This window comes from Mesorhizobium loti R88b (assembly GCF_013170845.1).
GTDB classification, from domain to species: domain Bacteria; phylum Pseudomonadota; class Alphaproteobacteria; order Rhizobiales; family Rhizobiaceae; genus Mesorhizobium; species Mesorhizobium loti_B.
Map to the genome: position 1 here is coordinate 1,776,895 of NZ_CP033367.1, position 24,132 is coordinate 1,801,026.

Below are 24,132 nucleotides of genomic sequence, written 5' to 3' on the forward strand. Positions count from 1 at the left end.
GCCAAATTGCGTCAATCCAACGCTTATGCTTGAAGCTGCCGTTATTTCATTCCACATCGACTGGGATGAAGGGCGAGACAGAAGAACGGCGTCGGAATCTGTTGTGGGGCATCCCCGCATCGCTGATCCTGCATGCGCTTTTCGTGGTTGCCCTGGTATACGGCGTACGCACGCCCCCCACACAGCCGCAGCAGGACGAGCCGGTCAATGTCGCGCTGGTGCCTCCGCCCGAGCAGCCAAAGCCGAAACCTGTTCCGCCACCGCCACCAAAGCCCAAAGCCGAAAAGCCGCCGGAACAGAAGGTTGAAAAACCGCCCGAGCCGCCGCCGAAGCCGGTGAACATTCCCGTTCTGAAGCCTGTTTTCCAGTATGGCAAGAAGGATACCGGGCCCGAGAAATCTCTCGACGGCGGCAGCGCTCAAGCCAACGCGCCTTCGCCGGCCAAGGATGAGGCGGCGAAGCCGCCTGTAGTGCCGACACCCGCGCCGACCCAGCCCGCCGCGGCTGCAACGCCACAGCAGAAGGCCGAGCCCAGCAAGCCTGACGAGAAGCCGGTCACCGCCGCACCGGACGAAAAACCCGCGCAAAGCGAGGAGAAGCAGCCAACTGAGGATACTGACAAACAGCCGCCGGAACAGCAGGAGGCAGCGCCGCAACCCGCCGAAAAGCAAGCGGTCGTGACGCCAAAGCCATTGGCTGCCGAGGCTGGTGACAAGCCATCACCGCCACCCTCTGCCGAGAAGGCAAAGCCCAAACCTGCAAAGACGATGAATTTCAAATCCGCGCGAGCCTTCAAGGCTCCGAGCGGGAAAGCAGGGAAGTCAAGTCCCGCGAACACTGCCGCTGCAGGATCGCCGATGTATTCCGGCCTTCCGGGAGTTCGAAAGCTCTTCTCGCAGGGCGCTACCGGTGATGCGCTGGCCACAAGTTCCATGGATAACGTGCCGCGCGGTCAGCGCGTGGCCAACCTTTGCGGCAACGTTCTGAGCCAAGAATTGCAAGGAGCCGACTATTCGATCAAATGGGTGCCAACCATTACTCTGGACAAAGGCAATGTCCTTAATCCGCCGCAGGCGGCCTTCAGCACCAGAAACACCTGGTATAATCTAAACTTCCGGTGTGAAGTCGACCCCGATGCGACGCGGGTCCTATCCTTCAACTTCAGTGTCGGGTCATCAATTCCGCCCGGCGAATGGGCCAGCCGTGGATTCACCAAGTATCCGCTCAATTAGGCACGCGGAGCCCGGAAAGTTGCCTGGCCAATTTCATGCCAGTCGGCGCAAACGAATTGGCCCCAGCGGCCTTCAGCCGCGCGGCATGCTCTTGATAAGTGTGTCCTACGCCGGTGTAGCCGATCGATGGATCGAATCGTGGGCAGTTGCTCGTTGAGTCGCCCCAGGGCCTTGGTCGGGCTGCCCTGGGTACAATGATCCAAGTCAACACGCTGTCAGCGGCTAGATTGCGCAAATCCAATGCCTATGCTTGAAGCCGCCGCTATTTCATTCCACATCGACTGGGATGAAGGGTGAGACAGGAGAACGGCGTCGGAATCTGCTGTGGGGCATCCCCGCATCGCTGATCCTGCACGTGCTTGTCGCGGCGCTCCTGTTGTATGGCCTGCCCATGGCTCCCCAACAGCCGCAGGAGGAGCAGCCGGTCAATGTCGCGCTCGTGCCTGCGCCCGAGCAGCCGAAACCGAAACCTGCTCCGGCGCCGCCTCCTAATCCACCGGAGCCGAAGGCTGAAAAACCACCCGAGCAGAAGGTTGAAAAGCCGCCTCCGCCGGAAAAGCAGGCGCAGAAGCCCCCGCCGGTTGAGGTGCTGAAGCCTGTCTTTCAGTTCGGCGACAAGGATACCGGCCCGAGGAAATCCCTGGATGGGGCCAGCGCTGAGGAAAGTTCGCCGGCGCCGGCCAAGGATGACGCTTCGAAGCCGCCGGTCGAGCCGAAGCCCGTCGAGAACCAGCCTGCGACGCCGCCAGACCCCGAGCAGCGGGCAGATACAACCAAGGCCGACGAGAAGCCGGTAACCGCGACGACGGATGCCAAGCCGACACAGGACGCGGAGAAGCAGGCGGTGCTCGACGCCGCCAAGCAACAGGGCGCGGTACCAGCGCCTTTGGCTGCCGATGGCGAGGTTGAGCTTCCCATGTCGGCTGCAAGGCCTCAGCCCAAACCCGCAAATACACCCAAGCCCAGCCCCGCAAAGGCTTCGAAGTCTGCATCCCGGAACGACTCGGGCCCTCCGGGTGTTCGCAAGCTCTACTCGCAGGACGCCACGGACGATGCGCTGGCGACGACCTCGATGGGTGGCGTGCCTCGCGCTGAACGTGCATCCATGCTTTGCGCCAGCGAGTTGCAGCAGCAACTGCTGGACGGCTCTTATTTTCCCTACATGTGGCCAAAAGTACCACTGAAGGGAGGCAATATAATTGACGCTCCGGATGTCGCTTTCAGTACGACAACCACATGGTACCATCTGAGCTTCCGGTGCGAGGTCGACACCGATGCGACCAGGGTCTTGTCTTTCGACTTCCGTGTGGGCTCCGAGATTCCACGCAGCGAATGGCCACGGCCTCTCTAGTCTCTGCTAGAGTCTCTGCTAGCCTACGCCGGCACGCCGAGCCCGGCCAATTGCCGGCTAATTTCATGCCAGTCGGCGCAGACGAAATCGGCACCGGCGGCCTTCAGCCGGGCAGCGTGCTCGGCATAGGTGTGGCCGCCGCCGGTGTAGCCGATCGCCGTCATGCCGGCGGCAACCGCGCCCTGGATGCCGAAGGGCGAGTCCTCGATGACGATACAGTCGGCCGGATTGGCGCCCATCCTGGCGGCGGCGAACAGGAAGATGTCAGGCGCCGGCTTGCCGTTCTTGACCATCGAAGAGCTGTAGATCGCATCGCCGAAGAAATGCGCCAGGCCGGTGACGGCAAGGCTGTGGTTGATGCGCTCGACGGACGACGACGAGGCGACGCAACGGTCGCCGGCAAGCGTTTCCAGAAAAGAAGCAATCCCCGGCGTCGGCTTCAGCTCCTCGGAAAACAGCACCTTGGTCTCGGCCCAGATGTCTTCATCGGCCGAAGCCGGGAACTGATGACCGGTCAATTCCTTGATCCTGGCGATGATATCGGACTGCTTCATGCCGACGCACTGGGCGATGATGCCGCCATGAACACCGGGCATGCCGTGCTTTTCATAGACGCGCTCATAGGCACGGGCAGCCAAGGGTTCGCTGTCGACGAGAACGCCGTCGCAGTCGAAAATGATAGGCCTTGATTGCGCCACGCGCTTCTCCCCCGAGTCGATTTTGCACATCGCTATCGGCAAAAAGTCAAATGTTCAATAGTGCGGCGTTTTGATGACCGATGGATCCAATCGGCAGCGCGTAATCACAGCTGGCGCAACGCATCGCTTGCGCGGGACGATCCAAGCGCCCGTTGCATGGCTTGCCGGGACTGTGCACGGTCCGGCGTTATCCAGTTCGGCTCGGCGCCCAGGAAGCGGTCGAGGAAAGCCACAGCATAGGCCGGCATCTCGGTCACGTTCTCGCGATAGGACCACCAGGTGCGCAAATCGTCGGCGCATTTGTCGATGCTCGGCGCGCTTCCGAATTCCTGCTCGTGGACCGCCGAAATCACCGATACGCAATAGTTGGTGTAGAGAAAACCCTCCGGCCAGAAGCGGATGATTTCCAGCGTTCCGGCATTCTGATCCGTCTCGGTCAGCTGGGTCAGGCCGGAGATTTCCCGGGCCGGCGCCTGTTTGATCAGCTCGCGCAGCACGAGGCCGGCGGCGAAGACGATGAAGTCGGCACGGTCGACCGCGGCGAAGCGTTTCTGCGCTTCCATGATTTCGACCCAGTCGAGAAAAGCCCTGGTGAGTTTGGCTTCGTCGATGTCGAAGCGCACGCCGAACGTGTCCGAGACCACCTTGGCGCTGCCGCGGAAAGTCGCGCGAAACCAGCGCAACTGCCGCAACCGGTGGCGCAGGTCGGGCATAAGGGCCAGTTCATCCCTGAAAGGCAGTTCCATTTAACGCATCCCGTTTGCCGACAGGCTAGCACAGCCACGCCGCTACCGAAATCGCAGAGCGTCCTGTGGATGACCGTGGCTAAGGCCAATATCATACATATTGACATTCTCGGAAACAAATGTTCTCACTTTGCTGTTGTCGCGCATCGGTCCAAGGTGCGTGTTCAACTGAGGCTTCGGGAGGAGAACCGAATGGCGATTTGGCAGTGGGGACTGCTTTTGCTGGTTATCGTGTGGGCGCTGCAGTCGCTCGGCGTCTGGCTGCAGATGCGGCACTATTCGGATGTCTTCCGGGGCGTCACCGACCAGTACAAGGATGGCTTCGTCGGAGCCGGCAATTTTCGCGGCCGATTTGCCAAGGGCACCATAGCGCTGGTCGTGGTGACGCCTGACATGATCGTGCGCCGCGTGATGGTGATGACCGGCCGGTCCGTCTTCACCAAATTCAAGAGACATGAAGAATTCGAGGGTGTTCCCCTCGAGAGACTCCGGTCCAATCCTGCAATCAAGGGGGAGGGGGAACCCGGTGTGGCCGAGGCCGTGAAGCGGGCGATCGAACAGATCGACAAAGCACGGTCGGAGCCTGGGAAGAAGCCGGGGCTGTCCGGTTTGAACGTAGCAAGGGCCTAGAGGAACGCCGCGCACCGACTGGGATCAACCGGCGGGCGGCATAAGGAGGAGAAATGTCTGTATTTTCGTTGTTGGCGCAGCATGCCGACATGGCCGTGAACAATCTGCATGTCGCAGGTGCCATGGTCTCGGATGCTGCTTTGCATGGCAAGCTCGCCGTCGAGCATGCTTCCGACCATCTCGTTGTCCTTGCGCAAGCAGACAGCGGACCGATCACCGTCGAGCAGTTCAAGGAAAAGCTGAAGGACGTCCAGCAGGAAGAGCAGCTCGGCTGGCTGACCGCCATCGGCAAGTACTTCATCGGCATCTTCCAGAAGGGCGGCGAAGTGTTCGCCGGCTTCGTCACCGGCATCATTCCGACGCTGGTGGTGCTGATGACCGCATTCTACGCCGTTACCGAACTGGTCGGTGAAGAGCGCGTGCATGGTTTGGCGCGCGGCGCCGGCCGTATCGCGCTGACGCGCTACACGCTGCTGCCGCTGCTGGCCGTGTTCTTCCTCACCAACCCGATGGCCTACACGTTCGGCTCGTTCCTGGAAGAAAAGCACAAGCCCGCCTTCTATGACGCGGCCGTGTCCTACGTGCATCCGCCGCTCGGCCTGTTCCCGCACATCAATCCCGGCGAATATTTCGTCTGGGGCGGCATTCTCGTCGCGCTGCTGGAGCTGGAAAAGAAAGGCGCCGTCGTTGCCGGTTACCACGTCAAGGTGGCGATCTGGTACGCCATCGTCGGCCTCGTCGTCATCCTGCTCAAGGGCATGCTGACCGAACGCATCACCGCCATCATGGCGCGCCGTCAAGGCGTCGAGCTGTAAGGGCGGGGAGGACATCATGGCCAAGACATACAAAGCAGTACGGATTTCCCGGGGCAAAACCGGTTGGGGTGGCCCGCTCGTGATCGAGCCGACCGAACAGCGCAGCAAGGTTGTTTCCGTCACCGGCGGTGGCATTCACCCGGTGGCACAGCTCATCGCCGATATGACCGGCGCCGAAGCCGTCGACGGCTTCAGGGCGCCGCCAATCGAAAGCGAGATGGCGGTCGTCGTCGTCGATTGCGGCGGCACCGCACGCTGCGGCGTCTATCCGCGCAAGCGCATTCCGACCGTCAATCTGACGCCAGTCGGGCAATCGGGGCCACTCGCCCAGTTCATCACTGAGGACATCTACGTTTCGGGCGTGAAACCGGCCGACGTCACAATGGCGGACGGGTCCGAAACGGTCACCACTGCGGGGGGAGCAGCAGCGATGAGTTCGAGCAACAGCAATGCGACGCCGACAGCACTGCCCAGCGAGGGTGGTCTAATCGGCTTCATCAGCACGATCGGCCGTGTCATGGGTCGTGTCGTCGGCATCTTCTTCAATGCCGGCCGCCGCACCATCGACCAGGTCGTTCGCAACGTGCTGCCGTTCATGGCCTTCGTGACCATGCTCATCGGTCTGATCCTCTACACCGGCATCGGCGATGTGCTGGCCCAGCCGATGGGTCCACTGGCCAACAACATCGTCGGTCTGCTGGTCATCTCGGCCATTTGCGGCCTGCCGTTCCTGTCGCCCATCCTCGGGCCAGGCGCCGTCATCGCGCAGGTCATCGGCGTTGCCATCATCGGCCCGCAGATCGCCAACGGCACGATTTCGCCGGCGATGGCCCTGCCGGCGCTGTTTGCCTACAACACCCAGGTGGGCTGCGACTTCGTCCCCGTCGGCCTTGCTCTGGGTGAAGCCAAGCCGAAGACCATCGAAATCGGTGTTCCGGCGGTGCTCATCAGCCGCCAGATCATGGGTCCTATCTCGGTGCTGATCGCCTGGGTTGTCAGCCTGATCGTGTTCTAAGAAAAGTAGGAAAATGAGGTTCGCCATATGACGGTTCTGTTGAGAACACGGGTCACTGCCATCGGACCCGAAGTGGCGGACCTTGCCGAAGGGGGCGTGGTCATCCTGTTTGCGGATGGCTCGCCGCCGGAGCTTGCCGAGGTGTCGGTGCTCCACAAGACGGAGCAGGGACCCAGTGACGGAGCGCCTCAAAAGGGCGCTTCGATCACCCTTGGTCCGGTTTCCGCTGTCATAACCGCCGTCGGCTCCAGCGCCTGGAGCAAGGTGCTCGAAATGGGCCATGTCGTTATCTCGTTCAACGGCGCCACCGAGGCCGAGAGGCCGGGCGAAATCTGCGCATCGCAAGTCGATACACAAGCGCTCGTGGCCGCCCTGAAGACCGGCGCGATCATCACCATCGCCGCCTGACAACATTCGCGCCGCAGCCTATGTTGGCGGTGGCGCTCAAAACCAGAGTATTTGCCATGGAACGCTCGACCATCGTCAGAGTGCATGAAGGTTTGCACGCCCGTCCCGCCACGCGGTTCGTCAAGCTCGCCAAGGGTTTCGAATCCGATGTCGAGCTGGTCAAGGACGGCAAGGCAGTCAGCGCCAAGAGCTCGGTCAAGCTGATGCTGCTGGCGGTCAAGGAAAACCAGGAAGTTACTGTGCGGGCGAACGGTGCTGACGCCATCGAGGCCATCGAGGCGCTGATTGGCTATCTTGAGAACCCTAAGGCGGGCCTCGACGACGAGGAGCCCAAGCCGGCCGCCGATGCCGTATCGGACACGCCAGTCGCGTCGGTTGGCGAATCCGCTCTGCCAGCACCCGGTGGGCCAAATGGCCTGCGCGGTGTCGCCGCAAGCGAGGGTTTCGCCATCGGGCCTGCCTTCGCGCATTTCCCGCCTGACATCGCCGGACAGGGCCGCATGCTGCAGGAAAGCGAAATCGCCGGCGAGATCGACAGGTTTCGAGCTGCCATTGGGGCCGTTCAGGCGCGGATGGACAAGATATTGGCGCAGGATACGCTGTCAGGTGGAGACCGGGGCATCGTCGCCGCACTCAGGGATATCGCCGCCGACGACAGCCTGACCGGCGAGGCCGAAGGGCTGATCGAGGGTGGCAATGACGCTATCTCGGCTGTCATCACCGCCGCTTCCACCATCGCCGCGGATTTCAGCGCCGTCGACGATCACTACCTCAATGCGCGCGCCGACGACGTCCATGCCGTTGGACGGCAGATCTGCCTCGTGCTGCTCGGCCAGGACGATGTCAGCCTGGAAAATATCCCCGAGGGCGCCATTCTGATCGCCGACGATATCGGCGCCTGGGATCTGGCGCGCGCGCCGCTGAAACGCATTGGCGGGGTGATTTGCGGCCATGGCGGCGCCACATCGCACATCGCCATCATTGCCCGCTCGCATGGCATTCCGGCGGTGCTGGGCCTTGGCGACAGCGTCAATGCCTTGCGCACGGCGCGCGAGGTGGCGCTCGACGGCACCAGCGGCCATGTCATCATCGACCCCGATGCGGCGACGCGCGCGGATTTCGCCACCCGCGTTGAAGCGGCGGCAAAGGAGCGCGCCGGGCTGAGCGTCTTCAAGACGGTGACGCCGAAGCTGGCCAACGGCAAGGTGATCGAGGTCGCGGCCAATATCGGCTCGCTCGAGGAAATCGAAGCGGCGCAGGAGGCTGGCGCCATGGGCGTCGGCCTGTTCCGCACCGAACTCCTGTTCATGCGCCATATGCATCTTCCCTCGGAAGACATGCAGGCCGAAACCTATGCGGCGCTGGCCGAGGCCTTCGCCCCCTATCCGGTCATTGTGCGCACACTTGACATTGGCGGCGACAAGCCGATCGCTGGCATCGAATTCCCCGACGAGGAAAACCCCTTCCTCGGCTGGCGGGGCATCCGCATGTGCCTTGACCGGCCCGATATCTTCAAGCGCCAGCTTCGGGCGCTGCTGAGGGCAGCCGTGCATGGCAACATCAAGGTGATGCTGCCGATGGTGGCCGACATCGAGGAGGTCAGGCAGACGCGCGTTCTGGTCGATGAATGCGCCGCCGAGCTGAAGGCCGAAGGCGTGCCTTATGCGACGTTCGATCTCGGCGTGATGATCGAAACCCCGGCGGCGGTGCTGATCGCTCCGGCGCTGGCCAAGGAGGTGGCGTTCTTCTCCATCGGCACCAATGATCTGACCCAGTACATCATGGCCGCCGACCGGCTCAACCCTACTGTGGCCAAGCTCAACGATGTCACCAATCCGGCCGTCATGATGGCCATCGAGCTGACGGCCAAGGCGGGTGTTGCCGCCGGTATCATGGTCGGCATGTGCGGCGAGGCGGCCGGACGTCCCGACCTGATTGCGAGGTTTCTCGAGATGGGGCTGACGGAGCTGTCGATGAGCCCAGCCTCGATCCAGCGCGCCAAGAAGACCATCATGGACTTGGCCGCCGGGGCCTAGATCGTTCGAGACAGTTGCCGGAGCTTACGGCAAATGCGCGAGCAAGGTGGCAAAGACCGGTGTCAGTTCCTCGGCCGGGCTTGCCTTGCCGCAGGCCTGCACGATGCGGTCATGACGGATATCGGCCGCCAGGATCGCGATCTCCAGCATGTCCGGCTCCGGCGCGCCATCGCGGCCGGTGGTCGCCAGGCCGCAGGCCAGAACGACCGGCGCCAGGCAACTTATGTCGAGCGCCCGGCCACCAATCTCAGGCGTTTCCGGCGCGGTTTCGGCAAAGCGGACCGGACGCTGGTTGAGCAACTCGACCAGCAGCGCCGCGCAGGTGGCCGCGATAGCCTGCAGCCCGGCATCCGGCGCGACCAACGCGGCCAGGAGATCGCCATGGCGCTTGCGCATCGTGGCATGCACGGCGGCGAAATCGGCTTCAAGGATGCGGGCATTGTCGATCTTCAGGTCGGCAAGCACGGCCTTGGTCAAATAGTACATGTCGCGCCGGAACAGGCGCTCGGCGCTCAATTGCCGCTCTTCGTTTCCGCCCGGGAAATAAGTGCCGAGGCCTTTTACGGTCGTGCCGTCCACCTTGATCGGGCGCTCATGCGGGACAAAGGATTCGGCTATCGACAGCGCTTCGTCGAAAGCGCTCGCGGCATGGCTGAGCAGGCCTTCGATGCCTTTGCCCGGAAATGGCGGCAAGCGGCTGGTCGCCTCGCGCAGGGCACTGGCTTCACCGCTGCCGTCATGGCGGCTCTGGCGGATGATGTCGCGGACTTCCCGCAACCGGTCCTTCAAATTGACGCGGACATCTTCGGAGATTTGTCGGAGCATCGCGGATCGCCTCGAAAGTGCCGTGGAGAACGGCCAGCAAGCGGCCGGCCACCAACTCTACATTGTTCCTATCGATTGGTAGATCAATAGGCGATACTAGACCAGCATGCAGAATCGGTGACGGCGCGCTTGTCCGTCGCGGGGGAGGGATGATTTGGCCAGGCGACGACACAGCGAAACCGAAGACGGTCGCGGCGGCGGCGAGGCGACCGAGCCGGTCGTCAGCGAGAGCCGGACGGATCGCCTCAGGATCCGCGCCGCCTGGATGTATTTCGTCGAGCAGATGACGCAGAACGAGATCGCCGACGTGCTTGGCGTCGGCCGCGTCACCATCGTGCGCATGCTGGCCGAGGCGAGGGCGCGCAACGAGGTGAAGATCACCATCGAGAGCGAATTGGCGGAGATCGTGCGGCTGGAGCGCGCGCTGGAGCGGACGTTCGGCCTGGAGCAGGCGCTGGTGGCGCCGCTCACCGCCCCCAACGCCGATCCGCTCCCGGCGATCAGCGCCAAGACCGGGATTTTCCTGTCCGATACGATGAAATCCGGCATGCGCGTCGGCGTCGGCTGGGGCCGAACGCTGTTCTCCAGCCTGCCCTTCATCAGCGCCAAGTCGCTCTCCGACTTCAAGGTCATCTCGCTGCTGGGCGGTGTCGGCGTTGTGCGGCGCTACAACCCGGCCGAGTTCTCCTGGCGCTTCGCCCAGATCTTCCAGGGCGACGGCTATCTGATCCCGACGCCGGCCGTCGTCGACAGCGTCGAGACCAAGATCGCGCTGGTCGAGCGCTGCGGCCTGCAGGAGGTTTTTGAAATGGCCAACGTGCTCGATGCCGTTCTGCTGAGCGTCGGCGGCATCGCTTCGGCCACCACCTTCTCGCGCGGCGGCTTTCTCAACGAAGCGGATCGGGAGGCGCTGGTTGCCCGCGGCGCGGTTGGCGACCTTCTGTTCCACTTCTTCGACCGCAATGGCGATCTGGTCGACCATCCGATCAACAGCCTGGTGATGTCGGTGGATGTCGACCGGCTGCGCGCGGCGCCGATCCGCATCCTGACCTCCGGCGGCGAGGAGAAGATCGAGGCCCTGCTCGGCGCCATGAACCTGATCGCACCGACGATCCTGATCACCGATGAGGAGAGCGCGCGGCGCATGCTCGAAGCGGTCAGCGAAAGCTGAAGGACCCTGTGATGTAGGTCGGCCAGGCCTGCTGTTCGTCGAAAATGGCGGCAAGATCAGATATGCCCGCCAGTATCCCGCTGAGAACCAGTGCCGTGGCGATGCCGGCGCCGTTTCCGCCTGATATGTCATGCTCGACGCTGTCGCCGATGCAGACCACATCGCCGCGCTCCGGCTCGCCGGCCAGTGCCAGGGCTGCGTCGAAAATCGCAGGATAGGGCTTGCCGATGCGGGTGACGCTGCCACCAAGGCTTTCATAGAGATCGGCAATCTCGCCGGCGCCGAACCGGGGTCCGACCGCCGTCAGCATGATCCTGTCGGGATTGGTGCAGAAGCACGGCACCTGCCGTGCCGCCGCTGGGGCAAGCAGGCGGCGATAATGGTCGAGGTCTTGGCGGTCGCCCTCGCTGGCCGAGATCAGCACCAGTTCGGCGTCTTGGCCGGTTTCCGCCAGCACAAAGGGCAGGCCTTCGATTGCCGTGCGATCGCCGTCGCGGCTGATCAGCAGGCATTTCGTGCCGGGTCGCAACGCTCCATTTGTCGCCATCTCGTGGAAGCGTCGCCACGCCACCTCGCCCGAGGACACAAAATGGTCCCAGCTGCCAGCGGCGAAGCCGAGCTTCAGCAGGCGATCTTCGTTGGGCCTGGCGCGCTTGCCGGAATTGGAAATCAGCACCACCGTCTTGCCGGCGCGCTTCAGCGCCGACAAGGCCTCCACCGCGCCGGGATAGGGTGCCTGGCCGTCATGCAGCACGCCGAACTGGTCGAGCAGGAAGACCTGATAGCGCTCAGCCAGCGGCCCGATTCCGTCGAGATGTTCGATGCTTTTGGCACTCATAACAGCCCCGCCTTGCTTGCACCCTTCAGTGCCAGTCGCGCCGTGCCGGCCGCCGCCTCGTCGGAAAGTGTGGGCAGGAAATCGACTCCGAGCTTGCGCCGGCGGATATCAGTCCAGGCCGGGTTCGCCGCACCGCCGCCGACACTTCTGACCGATGTCAGCGCCGGCGCGCCAAGCTCGGCAAGCCTGCGGTAGCCGAGTGCTTCGATCGCGGCCATGCCTTCGAACATCGCCTTGAGATAGTCGGCGTCGTCAGCCGGCCGTGGCACAAGGCGCGGCGGCAAGGCCGGATCGGCGATCGGGAACCGCTCGCCTGATGTGCTGAGCGGATAGTAGTCGAGGCCGGTCTCGGTCGTCGGGTCGATTGCCGCGCTGAGTTCGATGATGCGCGCGAGCGGAAAATGTTGAGCCAGCACCTTGCCGCCGGAATTCGACGCGCCGCCGGCCAGCCAGGCGTCGCCGAGGCGATGGCTGTAGATGCCGAAGCGCGGCGCCGAGATCAGCCGGTCGGAGAGGATCTTGATGGTAAGCGAGGATCCCAGTGCCGTGACGCCATCGCCGGCCGCCGTGGCGCCCGTCGCCAGGAACGACGCGCAGCCATCCGTGGTGCCGGCGACCACGACCACATCGCGCGGCAGGCCGAACAGCTCTGCCGCGGCCGCGGTGAGCGTGCCAGTGACATCGCCCGGCTCGACGACATCCGGCAGCAAGTCCATGCGCAGTCCGGTGGCCGCGATCCAATCCGGCCAGCGGCGGGCCTCGACGTCATAGCCTGTCTTCAGCGCATTGTTCTCGTCGCTGACGTCGAAGCGGCCGGACAGGTTTGCGGCGATCCAGTCGGCCTGGTGCAGCACCGCGGCGATGCCGGGCAGATGCTGGAACTGCAAGGCTTTGGCGAGGCCCGAAGTCGCCCCGTGCGCGGCGCTCGCATTCGGCGCCTCACGCGTGATCGCGGCCAGGATGTCAGCGTCGGCGACCTTGTCATTGTACATCAGCGGCTCGGCCAAGGGCCGTCCGGCGTCGTCGACCGGCAGCAGCGTGCCGGACGTACCGTCGACGGCGATGGCGCGGATCGCGGCGCGATCAAGGCCCGAAAGCAGTTCCATCAGAGCTGCCTGGACCGCTTGCCACCATGCCGAGGGGTCGCGGGGGTTTTGGCCGAATCGGTCGAGGCGGACGGCGGACTGGCCGGCAATCGAAAAATCCGGGCGCATGGCGACGGCGCGCGCGCCCGACGTGCCGATGTCGATGCCGATGACAAGAGGCATCATATTGTCAGTCCTCTGCTAGCCGGCGGCGGCGTTGAGCTTCTGGCGATATTGCTCGGCGTCCCAATTGACCAGTTCGTCATTCTCGGCGGCGGTAAGGTAGTTCAGCCGCGCCGCGATATCGACGCGTGCCGTGACGTCCGCGAGGCAGCGTAGCATGGCGTCGGCGCCGGCACTGGCGTCGCCGCGCATCAGCACGCCGGCCCCGGGAAACAGGAGCGCCGCTGGTGCCGCGCCGAGCCGAGCGGCGACGCCGGCTGCGTCCTCGCCCGGTCTGGCCGCGACCGAGCCCTGGCCGAGGAAGATGACATGGTCCGGATAGAGGCTGCCGGCCTCAGCCATGCGGCGGCTTTCCGCGTCGAGGGCTACCGCATGCGCTTCGACATCCGCCGGCAATCGATAGATGCTGTCGCGGGCAAGCGTGGTCAGGGCCGCGATGTCGGGCGCGGCGGTGACGCGCGCCGGCCGCGCCAGCAGCGACCGGACACGGCGGAGCAGAATGTCGGCCTCGGCGACGGTTTCGGCGGCGACGACCAGCCCGTGATTGCCAAGGATCAGCACGTCGACACCGGGGCGCAGTTTCTCGGCAATGCCGCGGGCAAGCGGCAGGCCCGGCCGGAAATAGGGCACATAGGCCCATTCGATGCCGTCGAGCCGCCTGGCGACCTCGGCCTTGCCATCGGCCTGCACGGCAAGCGAAATCGTGTCGACACAGTGGACATGCAGCACCACGCGTTGCGGCATCAAGGCGTGCACCGTGGTTTCGATCGACGGACGCAGGCCGCGCGGATTGAGTTCATCGATGGCAAAGGCCTGCGGCTTGTCGGCTGCCGGATCTCGCTGTTCGACGGCCCTGAGCAGCGGCGCCATCGCCACCGGCACCATGATGTCGTCGCTGAGCGCATCCTTCAGCCATGTGCCCGAGGCCTTGATCCACAGCGTGTCGCCGGCCTTGAGCGAAGTGTTGCCGCCCGCCGCCTGGGTCATATGCGGGTTGAGCCCGATGCTGGCCGAGAGCGCCCGCAAGGCCGCCAGTTCCTGCGCGTCAGCTTGAGTTGCCATGGGACCCTTCCTTGCACGCCTGTACGAAATCCCGTCGCCGGTGCCGCTGTCGGCGTTGATATCGCAGATGCGAGCGACTTGCGTCAATGGTGATCTACTATCATCAAAACCGGCTTGCAATCTGATTGATGTTGAGTAAGTTGCATCAATTGTCATTGGAAAAATGGCATTGGGAGGAAAGAATTGAGCGACTCCGGCCGCCAGCGCCAGATCGTTGAACTGCTGCGGGACCGCCCGTTCGCCTCGGTGCGCGAGCTGCAGGAGCGGCTTGGCGTTTCAGCAGCGACGGTCAGGCGCGATATCGACCGGATCGATGAGGCCGGGGAGGCGCGGAAGGTCTATGGCGGCATCTCGGCGCTCGACGGGGCATCACAAGGCGTGGCCTTTGCCCGGCCCTATGACGAAAACCGCGACCTTGCCGTCGAGGCCAAGCGGCAGATCGCGGCCGTCGCCGCGACCATGGTGCGCGATGGCGACGCGGTCATCGTTCATGGCGGCTCGACCTGCTTCCATCTCGGCGTCAAGCTCGCCGAGCGTAACATCCGCCTCTACACCAACTCGATGCCGCTGGCGGTCTATCTCAGCGACCATGGCCATTGCAGCCTGACGGTCGCCGGTGGTGACCTGCATCGCGAGCCCGGCATCATCCACTCGCTGACTCAGCCAACGCCCTTCTACGCCTCGAAATTCTTTCTCGGCGCGCAAGGCCTCAACCAGGAAGGCGTGCTGGAATCGCATCCGCTGCTGGTGCGTTCGATTGTCGAGCTCAGCCTCTGCGCCGATCAGATCGTGGTGCTGGCCGACAGCCGCAAGCTGTCGATCCACGCGCGCAATGTCGCGCTGCCCCTGTCGCGCATCGGCACGCTGGTGACCGATGACGGGCTCTCCGACACCGATGCGCGCATGCTGGAAGATGCCGGCGTCATGGTGCGGGTTGCTTCCACCTCAGGAGCCGTCCCGTGAAAATGGCGGTGCTCGATTTCGGCAAGACCAATTCGAAGCTGTTTGTCTTCGGCCAGGACGGACGCATCCTCGACGAGCGCCGGACCCAGCCGAAATGGGTAGACCAGGACGAGTTCAGCGTGCTCGACGAGGCCGCCCTTCATGACTGGGTGCTCGGCGCCGTCACGGACGCGGTCGAAAACCATGGCGTGGACGGGGTGATGGTGTCGGGCCATGGCTGCACCTTTGCGCTGGTCGACGATAGCGCGCTGACGCATCCGATCCTCGACTACGAGCAGGAGCCGCCAGCCGAAATCGCCGCCCGGATCGATCGCAGTATTCCGAATTTTGCCGAGACCTTCTCGCCACGCCTGCCGCTTGGCTTCAACTATGGCCGTCACATGTTGTGGCTGCAGGAGGTCGATCCCGACGCGTTCTCGGCGGCGAAGTGGATTCTCGGCTATCCCCAGTACTGGAGCTGGCGCCTCGGCGGCCGCCCAGTCTCGGAAGTGTCCTATCTCGGCTGCCATTCACATTTGTGGGCGCCGCGCGCCCGAGACTTTTCCTCGCTGGTCGATGCGGAGGGATGGCGCGGCCAGATGCCGGTCTTCGAGCGGGCAGGCGCTGTGATCAGTGAACGGCATTTCGGCCAAAACAAGCGACCGATCGCCATCCACAATGGCGTCCACGATTCCAATGCGGCGCTGCATGCCTATCGCCGGCAAGAGCTTGGTCCGCTGACCGTGGTGTCGACCGGCACCTGGGTCATCGTGCTCAATCCCGACTGCCCGCTGGAAGTGCTCGACCGTGACCGCGACATGCTGGTCAATGTCGATGTCGACGGCGGCCCGGTGCCGACCATCCGCTTCATGGGCGGGCGCGAATTCGCTACCATCAGCGGCGGCTGGCAAGGCGCGATCCCGCATGGCTCGGTACAGCAGGTGATCGACGACGGCATCATGGCGCTGCCGAGTTTTGCGCCGGGCGGGCCGACACCCGACCGTCCCGGCCGGCTGGTCGGGCGCATGCCCGATGCCGGAGAACGCGCCGCGGCGGCACTGCTCTATGTGGCGCTGATGGTCCATCTCTGCCTCGACCTGATCCATTCGGAAAACACCGTGATTGTGGATGGCGGGCTGAACACTGGTGGCCTGCTTGTGGGGCTGTTGGCGCAGCTTCGTCCCCACCAGGCCTTCCTGCAAGGCGCCACGCTGGAAGGCAGCGCCACGGGCGCGGCCGCGCTCGCCTTCGAGAGCGTCGGGCGTGACTTCGCCGCCGAGGCGCCGCAGCCGGTGCATGCAACGCGCTTCACCGGCCTCATCGGCTACCGCGATGCCTGGCGCGATCTCGTTGCCGGGCACGGCATCGCCGGCAAGATGGCGGGTGGCGCACGATGAGCGCGACCGCGCAGATGCAACCGATCCACCAGCCGGTGCTGGAGATGCGCCACATCTCCAAGACCTTTGGTGCGATCCGCGCCTTGCAGGATGTTTCGCTCAACGTCCATGCCGGCGAGCTGCATGCGCTGATGGGCGAGAACGGCGCCGGCAAGTCGACGCTCATGAAGGTGCTGTCGGGCGCCTATCGGCCGGATGCCGGCGGCGAAATCCTGATCGATGGCGTGCCTGCCGCGACCGGCGATCCGATCAAGGCGCGCGCCGCCGGCATCGCGGTGATCTATCAGGAGCTGTCGCTGGCGCCCAATCTGACGGTGGCGCAGAATATCTTCCTCGGCAACGAGCCGCGGCGCCTTGGCTTCGTCGACCGTGACCAGTGCAATCGGCGCGCGAACGAAATCATCGCGCGGCTCGGCGTGTCCTTCACGGCGCGTGCCCTGGTCTCGAGCCTCTCGCTCGGCGAGCGTCAGTTGGTCGAGATCGCCCGGGCTTTGTCGACCAATGCGCGCATCATCGTCATGGACGAACCGACCACCTCGCTGACCTCGCGCGAGACCGACCGTCTGTTCGAGGTGATCGCGACGCTGAAGGCGCAAGGCATCGCCATCATCTACATCAGCCATCGCATGGAAGAGGTCTATCAGCTCGCCGACCGCGTCAGCGTGCTGCGCGACAGCGGCTATGTCGGTACGCTGGAGCGTGCCGAGCTCAACGCCTCGCGGCTGGTGTCGATGATGGTCGGCCGCGATCTCTCCGCCTTCTACAAGAAGGATCATCGTCCACCGGACGAGAAGCGCGTGGTCGCGCTCTCGGTGCGCGGCATGTCCGACGGGCGCCTGCTGAAGAACTGTTCGTTTGACCTCTACAAGGGCGAGGTGCTGGCGCTCTCGGGTCTTGTCGGCTCCGGCCGCACCGAGCTTGCGCGGCTGATCTTCGGCGCCGACAGGCGCAGCGCCGGCACGCTGGAACTCGACGGCAAACCGATCTCCATCGGCTCGCCGCGCGAGGCGCTCGATGCGGGCATCGCCTACCTCACCGAGGATCGCAAGGAACTCGGCCTGTTTCTCGACATGTCGATTTCCGACAACATCAGCATGGGCGTGCTGGCGAGGGACGCGCGGGCCGGCGGATTTCGCGATTTCACCGCCGCCGACAGGCGCGCCGCAAAAGCCATCGCGGATCTGTCGATCCGCGCCCGCTCGGCGCAGGCCAATGCCGGCTCGCTGTCGGGCGGCAACCAGCAGAAGGTGCTGCTCGCCCGCCTGCTGGAGACCGAGCCAAAGGTCGTCATCCTCGACGAACCGACGCGCGGCGTCGACGTCGGCGCCAAGTCGGAAATCTACCGGCTGATCGATAATCTCGCCAACAGGGGCATCGCCATCCTGATGATCTCCAGCGAATTGCCGGAAGTGATCGGCATCGCCGACCGCGTGCTGGTGATGCGCGACGGCGCCATAGCAGGCGAGGTGACGGCATCCGAAGGCACGCCACTCAGTCAGGAGAAGATCATGGAACTGGCAACGGGAGCAGCTCAGCAATGACCGAGAAGACGACCGGGAGCAGCGCTGGCGACCAGGCCACCGGCACGAGCCGGCGGTTGCGAACCGCTTTCGCCGCGCTTGGCATGTTGCCTGTCCTGATCCTGCTGGCGGCAGGCTTCCAGTTCATGAACCCTCGCTTCATGACCGAGACGAATCTGTTGATCGTCACCCAGCAGTCGTCGATCAACATCGTGCTGGCGGCCGGCATGACCTTCGTCATCCTGACCGGCGGCATTGACCTGTCCGTCGGCTCCATTCTGGCCGCTTCGGCGATGGTGGCGGTGATGGTGTCGCTGGTGCCGGACTGGGGACTGCTCGGCGTGCCGGCGGCCATCCTGGCCGGCCTCGGCTTCGGACTCATCAATGGGCTGCTCATCGCCTATATCAGGCTGCCGCCCTTCATCGTCACGCTGGGTTCGCTGACGGCCGTGCGCGGCATTGCCCGCCTGCTCGGGCAGGACACGACCGTGTTCAATTCCGACCTGCCGTTCGACTTCATCGGCAATGGCTCGCTGTTCGGCATTCCCTGGCTGGTCGTCATCGCGCTCGCGGTGGTGGTGCTGTCCTGGCTGGTGCTCAAGCGCACCGTGCTCGGCACCTGGATCTATGCCGTCGGCGGCAATGCCGAGGCGGCGCGGCTGACCGGCATCAAGGTGCCGCTGGTGCTGCTCTTCGTCTATGGCGTGTCGGGCCTGCTCGCCGGTCTCGGCGGCGCCATGTCGGCGGCAAGGCTCTACGCCGCCAACGGCCTGCAGCTCGGCCAGTCCTACGAGCTCGACGCCATCGCCGCCGTCATCCTCGGCGGCACCAGCTTTGTCGGCGGCGTCGGCTCGATCTGGGGCACGCTGATCGGCGGCCTGATCATCGCGGTTCTGTCCAACGGGCTCATCTTGGCCGGTGTCTCGGACATCTGGCAGTACATCATCAAGGGATTGGTCATCATCGTGGCGGTCGCCCTCGACCGCTACCGGCTCCAGGCCGGAGCAAGAACGTGAGTGACCTGGTCGCCGGCATCAACGACCGGCTTGTGTAACGCACCGCGAGAGGCGCGGGGCATCAGGAGGAAGTAAGCGTCATGAAGATCATCGCCAAACTGCTCTGCGGCGCCGCATTCGCGGCCGTCGCCATCGCGCCCGCATCGGCCAAGGACTTGAACAAGGTCGGCATCTCGGTCGGCCTGCTCGGCAACCCCTTCTTCGTCGCCACCATCAAGGGCATCGAGGACGCGGCCAAGAAGATCAATCCGAAGGTTGAGGTGACGTCGGTATCGGCCGACTACGATCTCAACAAGCAGGTTTCGCAGGTCGATTCCTTCATCGCGGCGGGCGTCGACGTGATCATGCTCAACGCAGTCGATGCCAAGGCGATCGCGCCGGCGGTGAAGAAGGCGCAGGCCGCCGGCATCATCGTTGCCGCGTTCGATGTCTCGGCGCCAGGCGCCGACGTCACGGTGATGACCAACAACGTCAAGGCCGGCGAGGAGGCCTGCCAGTACCTGGTCGACCACACTGGCGGCAAGGGCGATTACGTCATCCTCAACGGCCCGGCCTCGTCGTCGATCCTGGAGCGGGTCAAGGGCTGCAAGAACGTGCTTGCGCAGCATCCCGACATCAAGATCCTGTCCGACGACCAGAACGCCGAAGGCTCGCGCGACGGCGGCCTGAAAGTGTTCCAGTCGCTGCTGACCCGCTTCGACAAGATCGACGCGGTGTTCGCCATCAACGACCCGACGGCGATCGGCGCCCAGCTGGCCGCCAAGCAGCTCAACCGCTCGGAGTTCATCTTCACCGCGGTCGACGGCGCGCCCGATATCGAAAAGGAGCTCTCGTCCGGCAAGTCGATGATCAAGGCCTCGGCCTCGCAGGACCCCTATGTGATGGCCGGCCAGTCGCTGACGATGGCGGCTGATTTGCTGGCCGGCAAGAAGCCGGCTGAGCCGATCGTGCTGCTCGATCCCAAGCTGATCACTGCCGAAAACCTGAAGGACTACAAGGGCTGGACCGCGGCCCGCTGATCCGTCCAAGAAACGGGCGCGGCCGGGCTGACCCGGCCGCGCTCTCCTCTTTATCGCCGCTAACCGGAGACGATCATGGCGCGCATCGGAATCCATTCTTTCGTCTGGTCGGCAAGTTCGGTGCAGAGCGCGCTTGAACGGACGCTGGCCAACACTAGGGAGGCCGGATTCGACCTGATCGAATTCTCCTATCTCGACCCGGCCGATGTCGACATCAGCGGGCTCGCCAGGCGCATCGCCGATCTTGGTCTTGGCGTGGCGATCAGCATCGGACTGCCCAGTGATGGCGATATATCGAGCGCCGACAAGGCGGTCGCAGCGCGCGGCGTCGAGATCCTCAACCAGACCATCGCCCTGACGCGCGACCTTGGCGGCAGCAAGGTCGCCGGCATTCTGTCGGCCAGCCACGGCCTGCAGGTCGAGGCACCGGCGCGCGATCAATGGAACCGCAGCGCTGCAACGCTGGCCAGGGTCGCCGAGACGGCGAAGGCGGCCGGCGTCACGCTCAACCTCGAGATCGTCAACCGCTTCGAAAGCAATCTGCTCAACACCGCTTCACAAGGTCTGGCTTTCATCGAGGACAGCGGCTCGGACAACATCTTCCTGCATCTCGACACGTTCCACATGAACATCGAGGAGGCCGATGTCGGGCTGGCCATCCGCCACGCCGCAGCCAAGATCGGCTATGTCCATATCGGCGAGAGCCATCGCGGTTTCCTCGGCACCGGCAACATCGACTTCGCCGCGATATTCGATGCGCTGACGGCCATCGGCTATGCCGACGACCTCAGCTTCGAATCCTTCTCATCGGAGATCGTCGACGAGAACCTGTCGAAGAAAACCGCGATCTGGCGCAATCTTTGGACCGACAATATGGCGCTCGCCAAGCATGCGCGCGCCTTCATCGGCCTCGGGCTGGAAACGGCGCGGCGCAAGGCGGAACTCGTCTCGGCGCCGCACAAGCCGTAACGCGGCCGCGGGCGCAGGACGTCCCAAGCTGTACTGTCCAGTGCGTAACGGCACTGGTCTCATGGTGCATGCATTGCTCCCGTCATGCGCATCGGCTATCCGACCTCCAGACAGATGAGCAAATGGAGCCCGGCATGACAGAGCAGACGATCCTCAAATTCGGCGCGATCGAACACGCGGAAGCCGGCGACCTGCCTGGCTGGATCGCGGTCGAGGGCCAGCCGACCATGCAAACCGCCGTGCAGCACACGACCGCGGACGGCAAGGTGATGTCGGGCACGTGGCGGGCGTCGCCCGGCACCTATCATGCGACCTACACCGATTATGAGTTCGTCCACATGATCGCTGGCCGCATCATCATCACCCCCGACGGCGGCACACCGGTCGAAGTGGGCCCCGGCGACGCCTTCGTGGTCGAAGCCGACTTCAAGGGAACCTGGAAGATCATCGAGCCGGTGACCAAGCATTTCGTCGTCAGGGTTGCCTGAGCCGGCCTGATCGCAGTTGCAACATGAAGAAGCCCGCCATGGTTCGCCATGGCGGGCTTTTTCTTTGCCACATCGGTTTCGACGGGTTGCCTCACTGGCCCCGTGCAATCACCAGCTGCACCGTAATGGGTCAGGACGTCTGGCACGGCGTTTGCTCCTGTGGCGACGCGGCCATGGGCCGTCCCGATCCACAACGGTTGGCAATGATGTACTTCCCACAGTTCCTCATCGGAATGATTGCAACGTCGGCGTCCGTCGCGATGTCGGCCTATCTCAAAACAGGGTCGCCATGGGCCGCTCTTGCATGGGCCGCCACAAGCGCGGTGCTGTTGCAGATCGGTTATTTCGCGCTGGTTGTCAGACTGGTCTATCAGCCTGCAACCTCTGAGGGGACAGCGGCCAGCCAGGATGCAAGTCAGTCGGAGGTTCGCCTGCCGGCGAGGCTAATTGCACTCATCGCCATTGGCGTGCTCTCCACCATTTCCTTGAAAGGCACGGCCCGTGCGGATGATGATGCCTATTTCGACTGCGTCATCGGCAAGGCCGAGGCAATCATGAAAAAGCAGACGCACAGGGATGCCGAAGCGGCGCTGGAGAGGGCCTATGCACTGTGCCAGCCCGTGGAGTCGTCCCAGGAAGCGGATATGAGCAACGAACTGCTGTTGCCGGACCATTCCTGAGACCTATATCCGCTAGCGACTTTGTGATCGGACCGGTCCCCTAAACTGTCTGTCGTACAAGGGGTAATCCGGTACGGTCGCGCCTCCCGCAGCGATAGGATAGCCCGTATGACAATGTTCAAATCCACCGCCAGGCTGATGGCCATGACGGCCTTGATGGCTCTTCACCAAGGGTTGGCAATGGCGCAGATGCCGGCGCAACAGCCGGACGCCAAGACGTTCAAGCTTGGCAAGCTCGACATTGTCGCCCTGCACGACGCCCAGTTCGTCAAACCCAATGACGGCAAGACCTTCGGCATCGACCACAGTCCTGCGGAAGTCGGCGAACTGCTCAAGGCAGCGGGAGCCCCCACGGATAACATCACGCTAAGCGTGGACGCCTTGCTGGTGAAATCGAAGAACAATTTGGTGCTGATCGACACCGGCGTCGGCGGCGCGCTGCAGGACAGCCTGGCAAAGGCTGGGGTCAAACCCGGTGACGTCAACGAAATCCTGATCACCCATTCTCATCCCGATCATATCGGCGGACTGGTCAAGGACGGCAAACTGGCCTTCCCCAATGCCACGATCCGGATGTCGGACGTGGAGTGGAATTTCGCCAAGTCCAACAAGGGCGTGGCCGACATCGTCAAGGTCATCGCCGACCATGTCAAACCGTTCAAGGCCGGCGCCCAGGTCGCGCCCGGCATCACCTCGGTATCCCTCAAGGGGCACACACCGGGCCATGTCGGCTACCAGATCAAGTCCGGGAAGGACCGGCTTTTCGATATCGGCGATACCGTGCACAGCTCGATCCTTTCGCTTGCCAAGCCGGACTGGGCGGTGGCCTTCGACGGCGACAAGCCGGAAGCGGAGCACAACAGAGCCAAGACTTTGGCGAAACTGGCCAAAGACCAGGAGTTGATCTTTGCGCCGCACTTCCCGTTCCCTGGTGTTGGGTACATCGAGAAGGATGGCGATCACTTCAAATGGGCGCCAAGCGACAAGCCCCAGTAAGCGTTTCGATCCTTCGGTTTTAGCACGCCATTTAGCTGCACAAGCTACATGGTACGCAGCGGCGTTCATTGCTCAGTTTGGTGTCAAATCGACAGCAACCTGCTGATGGTGCCGACGATCACCTCGTCCTGCGGCTCGATGTCGGAGCCGTAGCGACCGACGACGGTTCCCTTCCGATCGACCAGAAACTTCTCGAAGTTCCAACTGACCTCGCCGGACGCAGGTGCTACGCCGCCTCCGCCCAGCCGGCTGAGCAGCGTGCTGCCCGGTTTGAAGGCAGCCTGTGGCTGCGCCTCGACCAACGCCTGATAGAGCGGATGCTTGTGAGGTCCTTTCACCGTGATCTTGGCGAGCACCGGGAATTCAACCCCGTAGGTCAGTCTGCAGAAGTCCTGGATTTCGGCATCCGTGCCCGGTTCCTGGCCGGCGAAATCATTGGCCGGGAAGCCAAGCACCACCAGGCCCTGGTCGCGATGCGACCGGTAGAGCGCTTCCAGCCCGTCATACTGCTTGGTGAAGCCGCATTTGGAGGCGACATTGACGATCAGCAGGACCTTGCCGGCATATTCGGCAAGGCTCGTGTTTGAGCCATCGGCGCGGCTGAATGGAATGTCGTAGATCGGGGCTGTCATAGGCAGAATTCCCTGCATGCAATATCGCTCTCGTACATTGGTGCCTTCGTCGTTCCCGTCAAGGAAAGCGTTCTCCAGAACGAGATTGCCGGGCCTTTTGAGAGACAGCCCTATCTTCGCTGCCGTGACGGGTCGAGCTGCATGATCAATCGATGTCTCAGGTCTCGTTCGCAAACGGGTCTTTGGCAGCCCGCATGAGGGGGCTGTGGTGGTCGCCCGCGCTGCTCGATCGTCGACGAGCTTTCCGTCAGCCATGACGCGGGGTCGACCAGGCGGCCCAAACGCCGCATTGACCTAGCCGGGGATCGGCAGTCTTCTCAGGATTGCCACTAGAGTTGTTCGCTGTTTCACGGCAACGACGAGACTCTATTTCTTTGT

At 63.6% G+C, this 24,132-nt stretch carries 24 protein-coding genes; 17 read left to right on the forward strand and 7 right to left on the reverse strand.

Annotated elements, in window-relative coordinates:
- The first annotated feature begins 65 nt into the window (after positions 1-65).
- Together EB235_RS08715 and EB235_RS08720 are read left to right on the forward strand one after the other, a co-directional pair.
- Complete coding sequence (locus EB235_RS08715; protein ID WP_027031373.1) at positions 66-1,232, forward strand: DUF930 domain-containing protein; 1,167 nt, start codon at positions 66-68, stop codon at positions 1,230-1,232.
- 286 nt (positions 1,233-1,518) lie between these two features.
- Positions 1,519-2,583, forward strand: a complete 1,065-nt coding sequence (locus EB235_RS08720) for a DUF930 domain-containing protein (RefSeq protein ID WP_027031372.1) — start codon at positions 1,519-1,521, stop codon at positions 2,581-2,583.
- A 23-nt stretch (positions 2,584-2,606) separates the two neighbouring features.
- On the opposite strand, the gene EB235_RS08725 is transcribed toward EB235_RS08720, so the two are convergent.
- A complete protein-coding gene (locus EB235_RS08725; protein WP_027031371.1) occupies positions 2,607-3,281 on the reverse strand; it encodes an HAD family hydrolase in 675 nt (224 codons plus the stop codon).
- Positions 3,282-3,385: 104 nt separating this feature from the next.
- A complete protein-coding gene (locus tag EB235_RS08730) occupies positions 3,386-4,027 on the reverse strand; it encodes a hypothetical protein (protein ID WP_027031370.1) in 642 nt (213 codons plus the stop codon).
- Between the two features lie 192 nt (positions 4,028-4,219).
- On the opposite strand from EB235_RS08730, the gene EB235_RS08735 reads away from it, so the two are divergent.
- From EB235_RS08735 to ptsP, 5 genes are read left to right on the forward strand one after another with little or no spacing between them, the layout of a single operon-like run.
- On the forward strand, positions 4,220-4,657 hold the full coding sequence (locus EB235_RS08735) for a transcriptional regulator GutM (RefSeq protein ID WP_027031369.1): 438 nt from the start codon (positions 4,220-4,222) through the stop codon (positions 4,655-4,657).
- A 53-nt stretch (positions 4,658-4,710) separates the two neighbouring features.
- The gene (gene srlA / locus EB235_RS08740) at positions 4,711-5,472 is read left to right on the forward strand and encodes a PTS glucitol/sorbitol transporter subunit IIC (protein ID WP_027031368.1); all 762 of its coding nucleotides are present in this window, start codon (positions 4,711-4,713) and stop codon (positions 5,470-5,472) included.
- A 16-nt stretch (positions 5,473-5,488) separates the two neighbouring features.
- Positions 5,489-6,487, forward strand: coding sequence for a PTS glucitol/sorbitol transporter subunit IIB (gene srlE, locus EB235_RS08745; RefSeq protein ID WP_027031367.1), 999 nt, complete (start codon positions 5,489-5,491; stop codon positions 6,485-6,487).
- 27 nt (positions 6,488-6,514) lie between these two features.
- Complete coding sequence (locus tag EB235_RS08750; protein WP_027031366.1) at positions 6,515-6,895, forward strand: PTS glucitol/sorbitol transporter subunit IIA; 381 nt, start codon at positions 6,515-6,517, stop codon at positions 6,893-6,895.
- A 56-nt stretch (positions 6,896-6,951) separates the two neighbouring features.
- Complete coding sequence (gene ptsP / locus EB235_RS08755) at positions 6,952-8,931, forward strand: phosphoenolpyruvate--protein phosphotransferase (protein WP_027031365.1); 1,980 nt, start codon at positions 6,952-6,954, stop codon at positions 8,929-8,931.
- Positions 8,932-8,955: 24 nt separating this feature from the next.
- On the opposite strand, the gene EB235_RS08760 is transcribed toward ptsP, so the two are convergent.
- A complete protein-coding gene (locus EB235_RS08760) occupies positions 8,956-9,756 on the reverse strand; it encodes a hypothetical protein (protein ID WP_027031364.1) in 801 nt (266 codons plus the stop codon).
- Positions 9,757-9,910: 154 nt separating this feature from the next.
- Between EB235_RS08760 and EB235_RS08765 the strand changes: the two genes are divergently transcribed.
- Complete coding sequence (locus EB235_RS08765; protein WP_027031363.1) at positions 9,911-10,927, forward strand: sugar-binding transcriptional regulator; 1,017 nt, start codon at positions 9,911-9,913, stop codon at positions 10,925-10,927.
- On the opposite strand, the gene EB235_RS08770 is transcribed toward EB235_RS08765, so the two are convergent.
- The 3 genes from EB235_RS08770 to EB235_RS08780 are packed head-to-tail and all read right to left on the reverse strand — an operon-like array spanning position 10,914 to position 14,095.
- The gene (locus EB235_RS08770; protein WP_027031362.1) at positions 10,914-11,765 is read right to left on the reverse strand and encodes a TIGR01459 family HAD-type hydrolase; all 852 of its coding nucleotides are present in this window, start codon (positions 11,763-11,765) and stop codon (positions 10,914-10,916) included. The genes EB235_RS08765 and EB235_RS08770 overlap by 14 nt on opposite strands.
- Positions 11,762-13,036: an FGGY-family carbohydrate kinase gene (locus tag EB235_RS08775; protein WP_027031361.1), complete on the reverse strand. Its 1,275-nt coding sequence runs from the start codon at positions 13,034-13,036 to the stop codon at positions 11,762-11,764. Before EB235_RS08775 ends, EB235_RS08770 begins: the two co-directional genes overlap by 4 nt.
- A 15-nt stretch (positions 13,037-13,051) precedes the next feature.
- Positions 13,052-14,095 carry a class II aldolase/adducin family protein gene (locus EB235_RS08780; RefSeq protein ID WP_027031360.1) on the reverse strand — a complete coding sequence of 348 codons (1,044 nt, stop codon included), beginning with the start codon at positions 14,093-14,095 and terminating at the stop codon, positions 13,052-13,054.
- Between the two features lie 183 nt (positions 14,096-14,278).
- Between EB235_RS08780 and EB235_RS08785 the strand changes: the two genes are divergently transcribed.
- The 9 genes from EB235_RS08785 to EB235_RS08825 all read left to right on the forward strand — a co-directional run bounded on the left by EB235_RS08785 (position 14,279) and on the right by EB235_RS08825 (position 23,122).
- A complete protein-coding gene (locus EB235_RS08785) occupies positions 14,279-15,058 on the forward strand; it encodes a DeoR/GlpR family DNA-binding transcription regulator (protein WP_027031359.1) in 780 nt (259 codons plus the stop codon).
- Positions 15,055-16,434, forward strand: a complete 1,380-nt coding sequence (locus EB235_RS08790) for an FGGY-family carbohydrate kinase (protein ID WP_027031358.1) — start codon at positions 15,055-15,057, stop codon at positions 16,432-16,434. Before EB235_RS08785 ends, EB235_RS08790 begins: the two co-directional genes overlap by 4 nt.
- Positions 16,431-17,975 carry a sugar ABC transporter ATP-binding protein gene (locus tag EB235_RS08795; protein WP_027031357.1) on the forward strand — a complete coding sequence of 515 codons (1,545 nt, stop codon included), beginning with the start codon at positions 16,431-16,433 and terminating at the stop codon, positions 17,973-17,975. Before EB235_RS08790 ends, EB235_RS08795 begins: the two co-directional genes overlap by 4 nt.
- The gene (locus EB235_RS08800; RefSeq protein WP_027031356.1) at positions 17,972-18,970 is read left to right on the forward strand and encodes an ABC transporter permease subunit; all 999 of its coding nucleotides are present in this window, start codon (positions 17,972-17,974) and stop codon (positions 18,968-18,970) included. The genes EB235_RS08795 and EB235_RS08800 overlap by 4 nt, the downstream gene beginning before the upstream one ends.
- Before the next feature lie 80 nt (positions 18,971-19,050).
- Positions 19,051-19,989 (forward strand): ABC transporter substrate-binding protein, encoded by a 939-nt coding sequence (locus EB235_RS08805; protein WP_027031355.1) that lies wholly within the window; start codon positions 19,051-19,053, stop codon positions 19,987-19,989.
- Positions 19,990-20,064: 75 nt separating this feature from the next.
- The gene (locus EB235_RS08810; protein WP_027031354.1) at positions 20,065-20,958 is read left to right on the forward strand and encodes a sugar phosphate isomerase/epimerase family protein; all 894 of its coding nucleotides are present in this window, start codon (positions 20,065-20,067) and stop codon (positions 20,956-20,958) included.
- A gap of 134 nt (positions 20,959-21,092) precedes the next feature.
- Positions 21,093-21,446: a cupin domain-containing protein gene (locus tag EB235_RS08815; RefSeq protein ID WP_027031353.1), complete on the forward strand. Its 354-nt coding sequence runs from the start codon at positions 21,093-21,095 to the stop codon at positions 21,444-21,446.
- Positions 21,447-21,469: 23 nt separating this feature from the next.
- On the forward strand, positions 21,470-22,126 hold the full coding sequence (locus EB235_RS08820; RefSeq protein WP_155256415.1) for a hypothetical protein: 657 nt from the start codon (positions 21,470-21,472) through the stop codon (positions 22,124-22,126).
- A gap of 108 nt (positions 22,127-22,234) precedes the next feature.
- A complete protein-coding gene (locus EB235_RS08825) occupies positions 22,235-23,122 on the forward strand; it encodes an MBL fold metallo-hydrolase (protein ID WP_027031352.1) in 888 nt (295 codons plus the stop codon).
- A gap of 83 nt (positions 23,123-23,205) precedes the next feature.
- On the opposite strand, the gene EB235_RS08830 is transcribed toward EB235_RS08825, so the two are convergent.
- Positions 23,206-23,754: a glutathione peroxidase gene (locus EB235_RS08830; protein WP_027031351.1), complete on the reverse strand. Its 549-nt coding sequence runs from the start codon at positions 23,752-23,754 to the stop codon at positions 23,206-23,208.
- Positions 23,755-24,132: the final 378 nt, after the last annotated feature.

What these genes read in the sequence shown, in the direction of transcription:
- EB235_RS08775 (WP_027031361.1), bottom strand. Translation starts at nt 13,036, where the DNA reads ATGATGCCTCTTGTCATCGGCATCGACATCGGCACGTCGGGCGCGCGC.
- EB235_RS08750 (WP_027031366.1), top strand. Translation starts at nt 6,515, where the DNA reads ATGACGGTTCTGTTGAGAACACGGGTCACTGCCATCGGACCCGAAGTG.
- EB235_RS08780 (WP_027031360.1), bottom strand. Translation starts at nt 14,095, where the DNA reads ATGGCAACTCAAGCTGACGCGCAGGAACTGGCGGCCTTGCGGGCGCTC.
- EB235_RS08715 (WP_027031373.1), top strand. Translation starts at nt 66, where the DNA reads ATGAAGGGCGAGACAGAAGAACGGCGTCGGAATCTGTTGTGGGGCATC.
- EB235_RS08820 (WP_155256415.1), top strand. Translation starts at nt 21,470, where the DNA reads ATGAAGAAGCCCGCCATGGTTCGCCATGGCGGGCTTTTTCTTTGCCAC.
- EB235_RS08760 (WP_027031364.1), bottom strand. Translation starts at nt 9,756, where the DNA reads ATGCTCCGACAAATCTCCGAAGATGTCCGCGTCAATTTGAAGGACCGG.
- EB235_RS08800 (WP_027031356.1), top strand. Translation starts at nt 17,972, where the DNA reads ATGACCGAGAAGACGACCGGGAGCAGCGCTGGCGACCAGGCCACCGGC.
- ptsP (WP_027031365.1), top strand. Translation starts at nt 6,952, where the DNA reads ATGGAACGCTCGACCATCGTCAGAGTGCATGAAGGTTTGCACGCCCGT.
- EB235_RS08720 (WP_027031372.1), top strand. Translation starts at nt 1,519, where the DNA reads ATGAAGGGTGAGACAGGAGAACGGCGTCGGAATCTGCTGTGGGGCATC.
- EB235_RS08805 (WP_027031355.1), top strand. Translation starts at nt 19,051, where the DNA reads ATGAAGATCATCGCCAAACTGCTCTGCGGCGCCGCATTCGCGGCCGTC.
- srlA (WP_027031368.1), top strand. Translation starts at nt 4,711, where the DNA reads ATGTCTGTATTTTCGTTGTTGGCGCAGCATGCCGACATGGCCGTGAAC.
- EB235_RS08735 (WP_027031369.1), top strand. Translation starts at nt 4,220, where the DNA reads ATGGCGATTTGGCAGTGGGGACTGCTTTTGCTGGTTATCGTGTGGGCG.
- EB235_RS08730 (WP_027031370.1), bottom strand. Translation starts at nt 4,027, where the DNA reads ATGGAACTGCCTTTCAGGGATGAACTGGCCCTTATGCCCGACCTGCGC.
- EB235_RS08795 (WP_027031357.1), top strand. Translation starts at nt 16,431, where the DNA reads ATGAGCGCGACCGCGCAGATGCAACCGATCCACCAGCCGGTGCTGGAG.
- EB235_RS08825 (WP_027031352.1), top strand. Translation starts at nt 22,235, where the DNA reads ATGACAATGTTCAAATCCACCGCCAGGCTGATGGCCATGACGGCCTTG.
- EB235_RS08815 (WP_027031353.1), top strand. Translation starts at nt 21,093, where the DNA reads ATGACAGAGCAGACGATCCTCAAATTCGGCGCGATCGAACACGCGGAA.
- srlE (WP_027031367.1), top strand. Translation starts at nt 5,489, where the DNA reads ATGGCCAAGACATACAAAGCAGTACGGATTTCCCGGGGCAAAACCGGT.
- EB235_RS08830 (WP_027031351.1), bottom strand. Translation starts at nt 23,754, where the DNA reads ATGACAGCCCCGATCTACGACATTCCATTCAGCCGCGCCGATGGCTCA.
- EB235_RS08810 (WP_027031354.1), top strand. Translation starts at nt 20,065, where the DNA reads ATGGCGCGCATCGGAATCCATTCTTTCGTCTGGTCGGCAAGTTCGGTG.
- EB235_RS08770 (WP_027031362.1), bottom strand. Translation starts at nt 11,765, where the DNA reads ATGAGTGCCAAAAGCATCGAACATCTCGACGGAATCGGGCCGCTGGCT.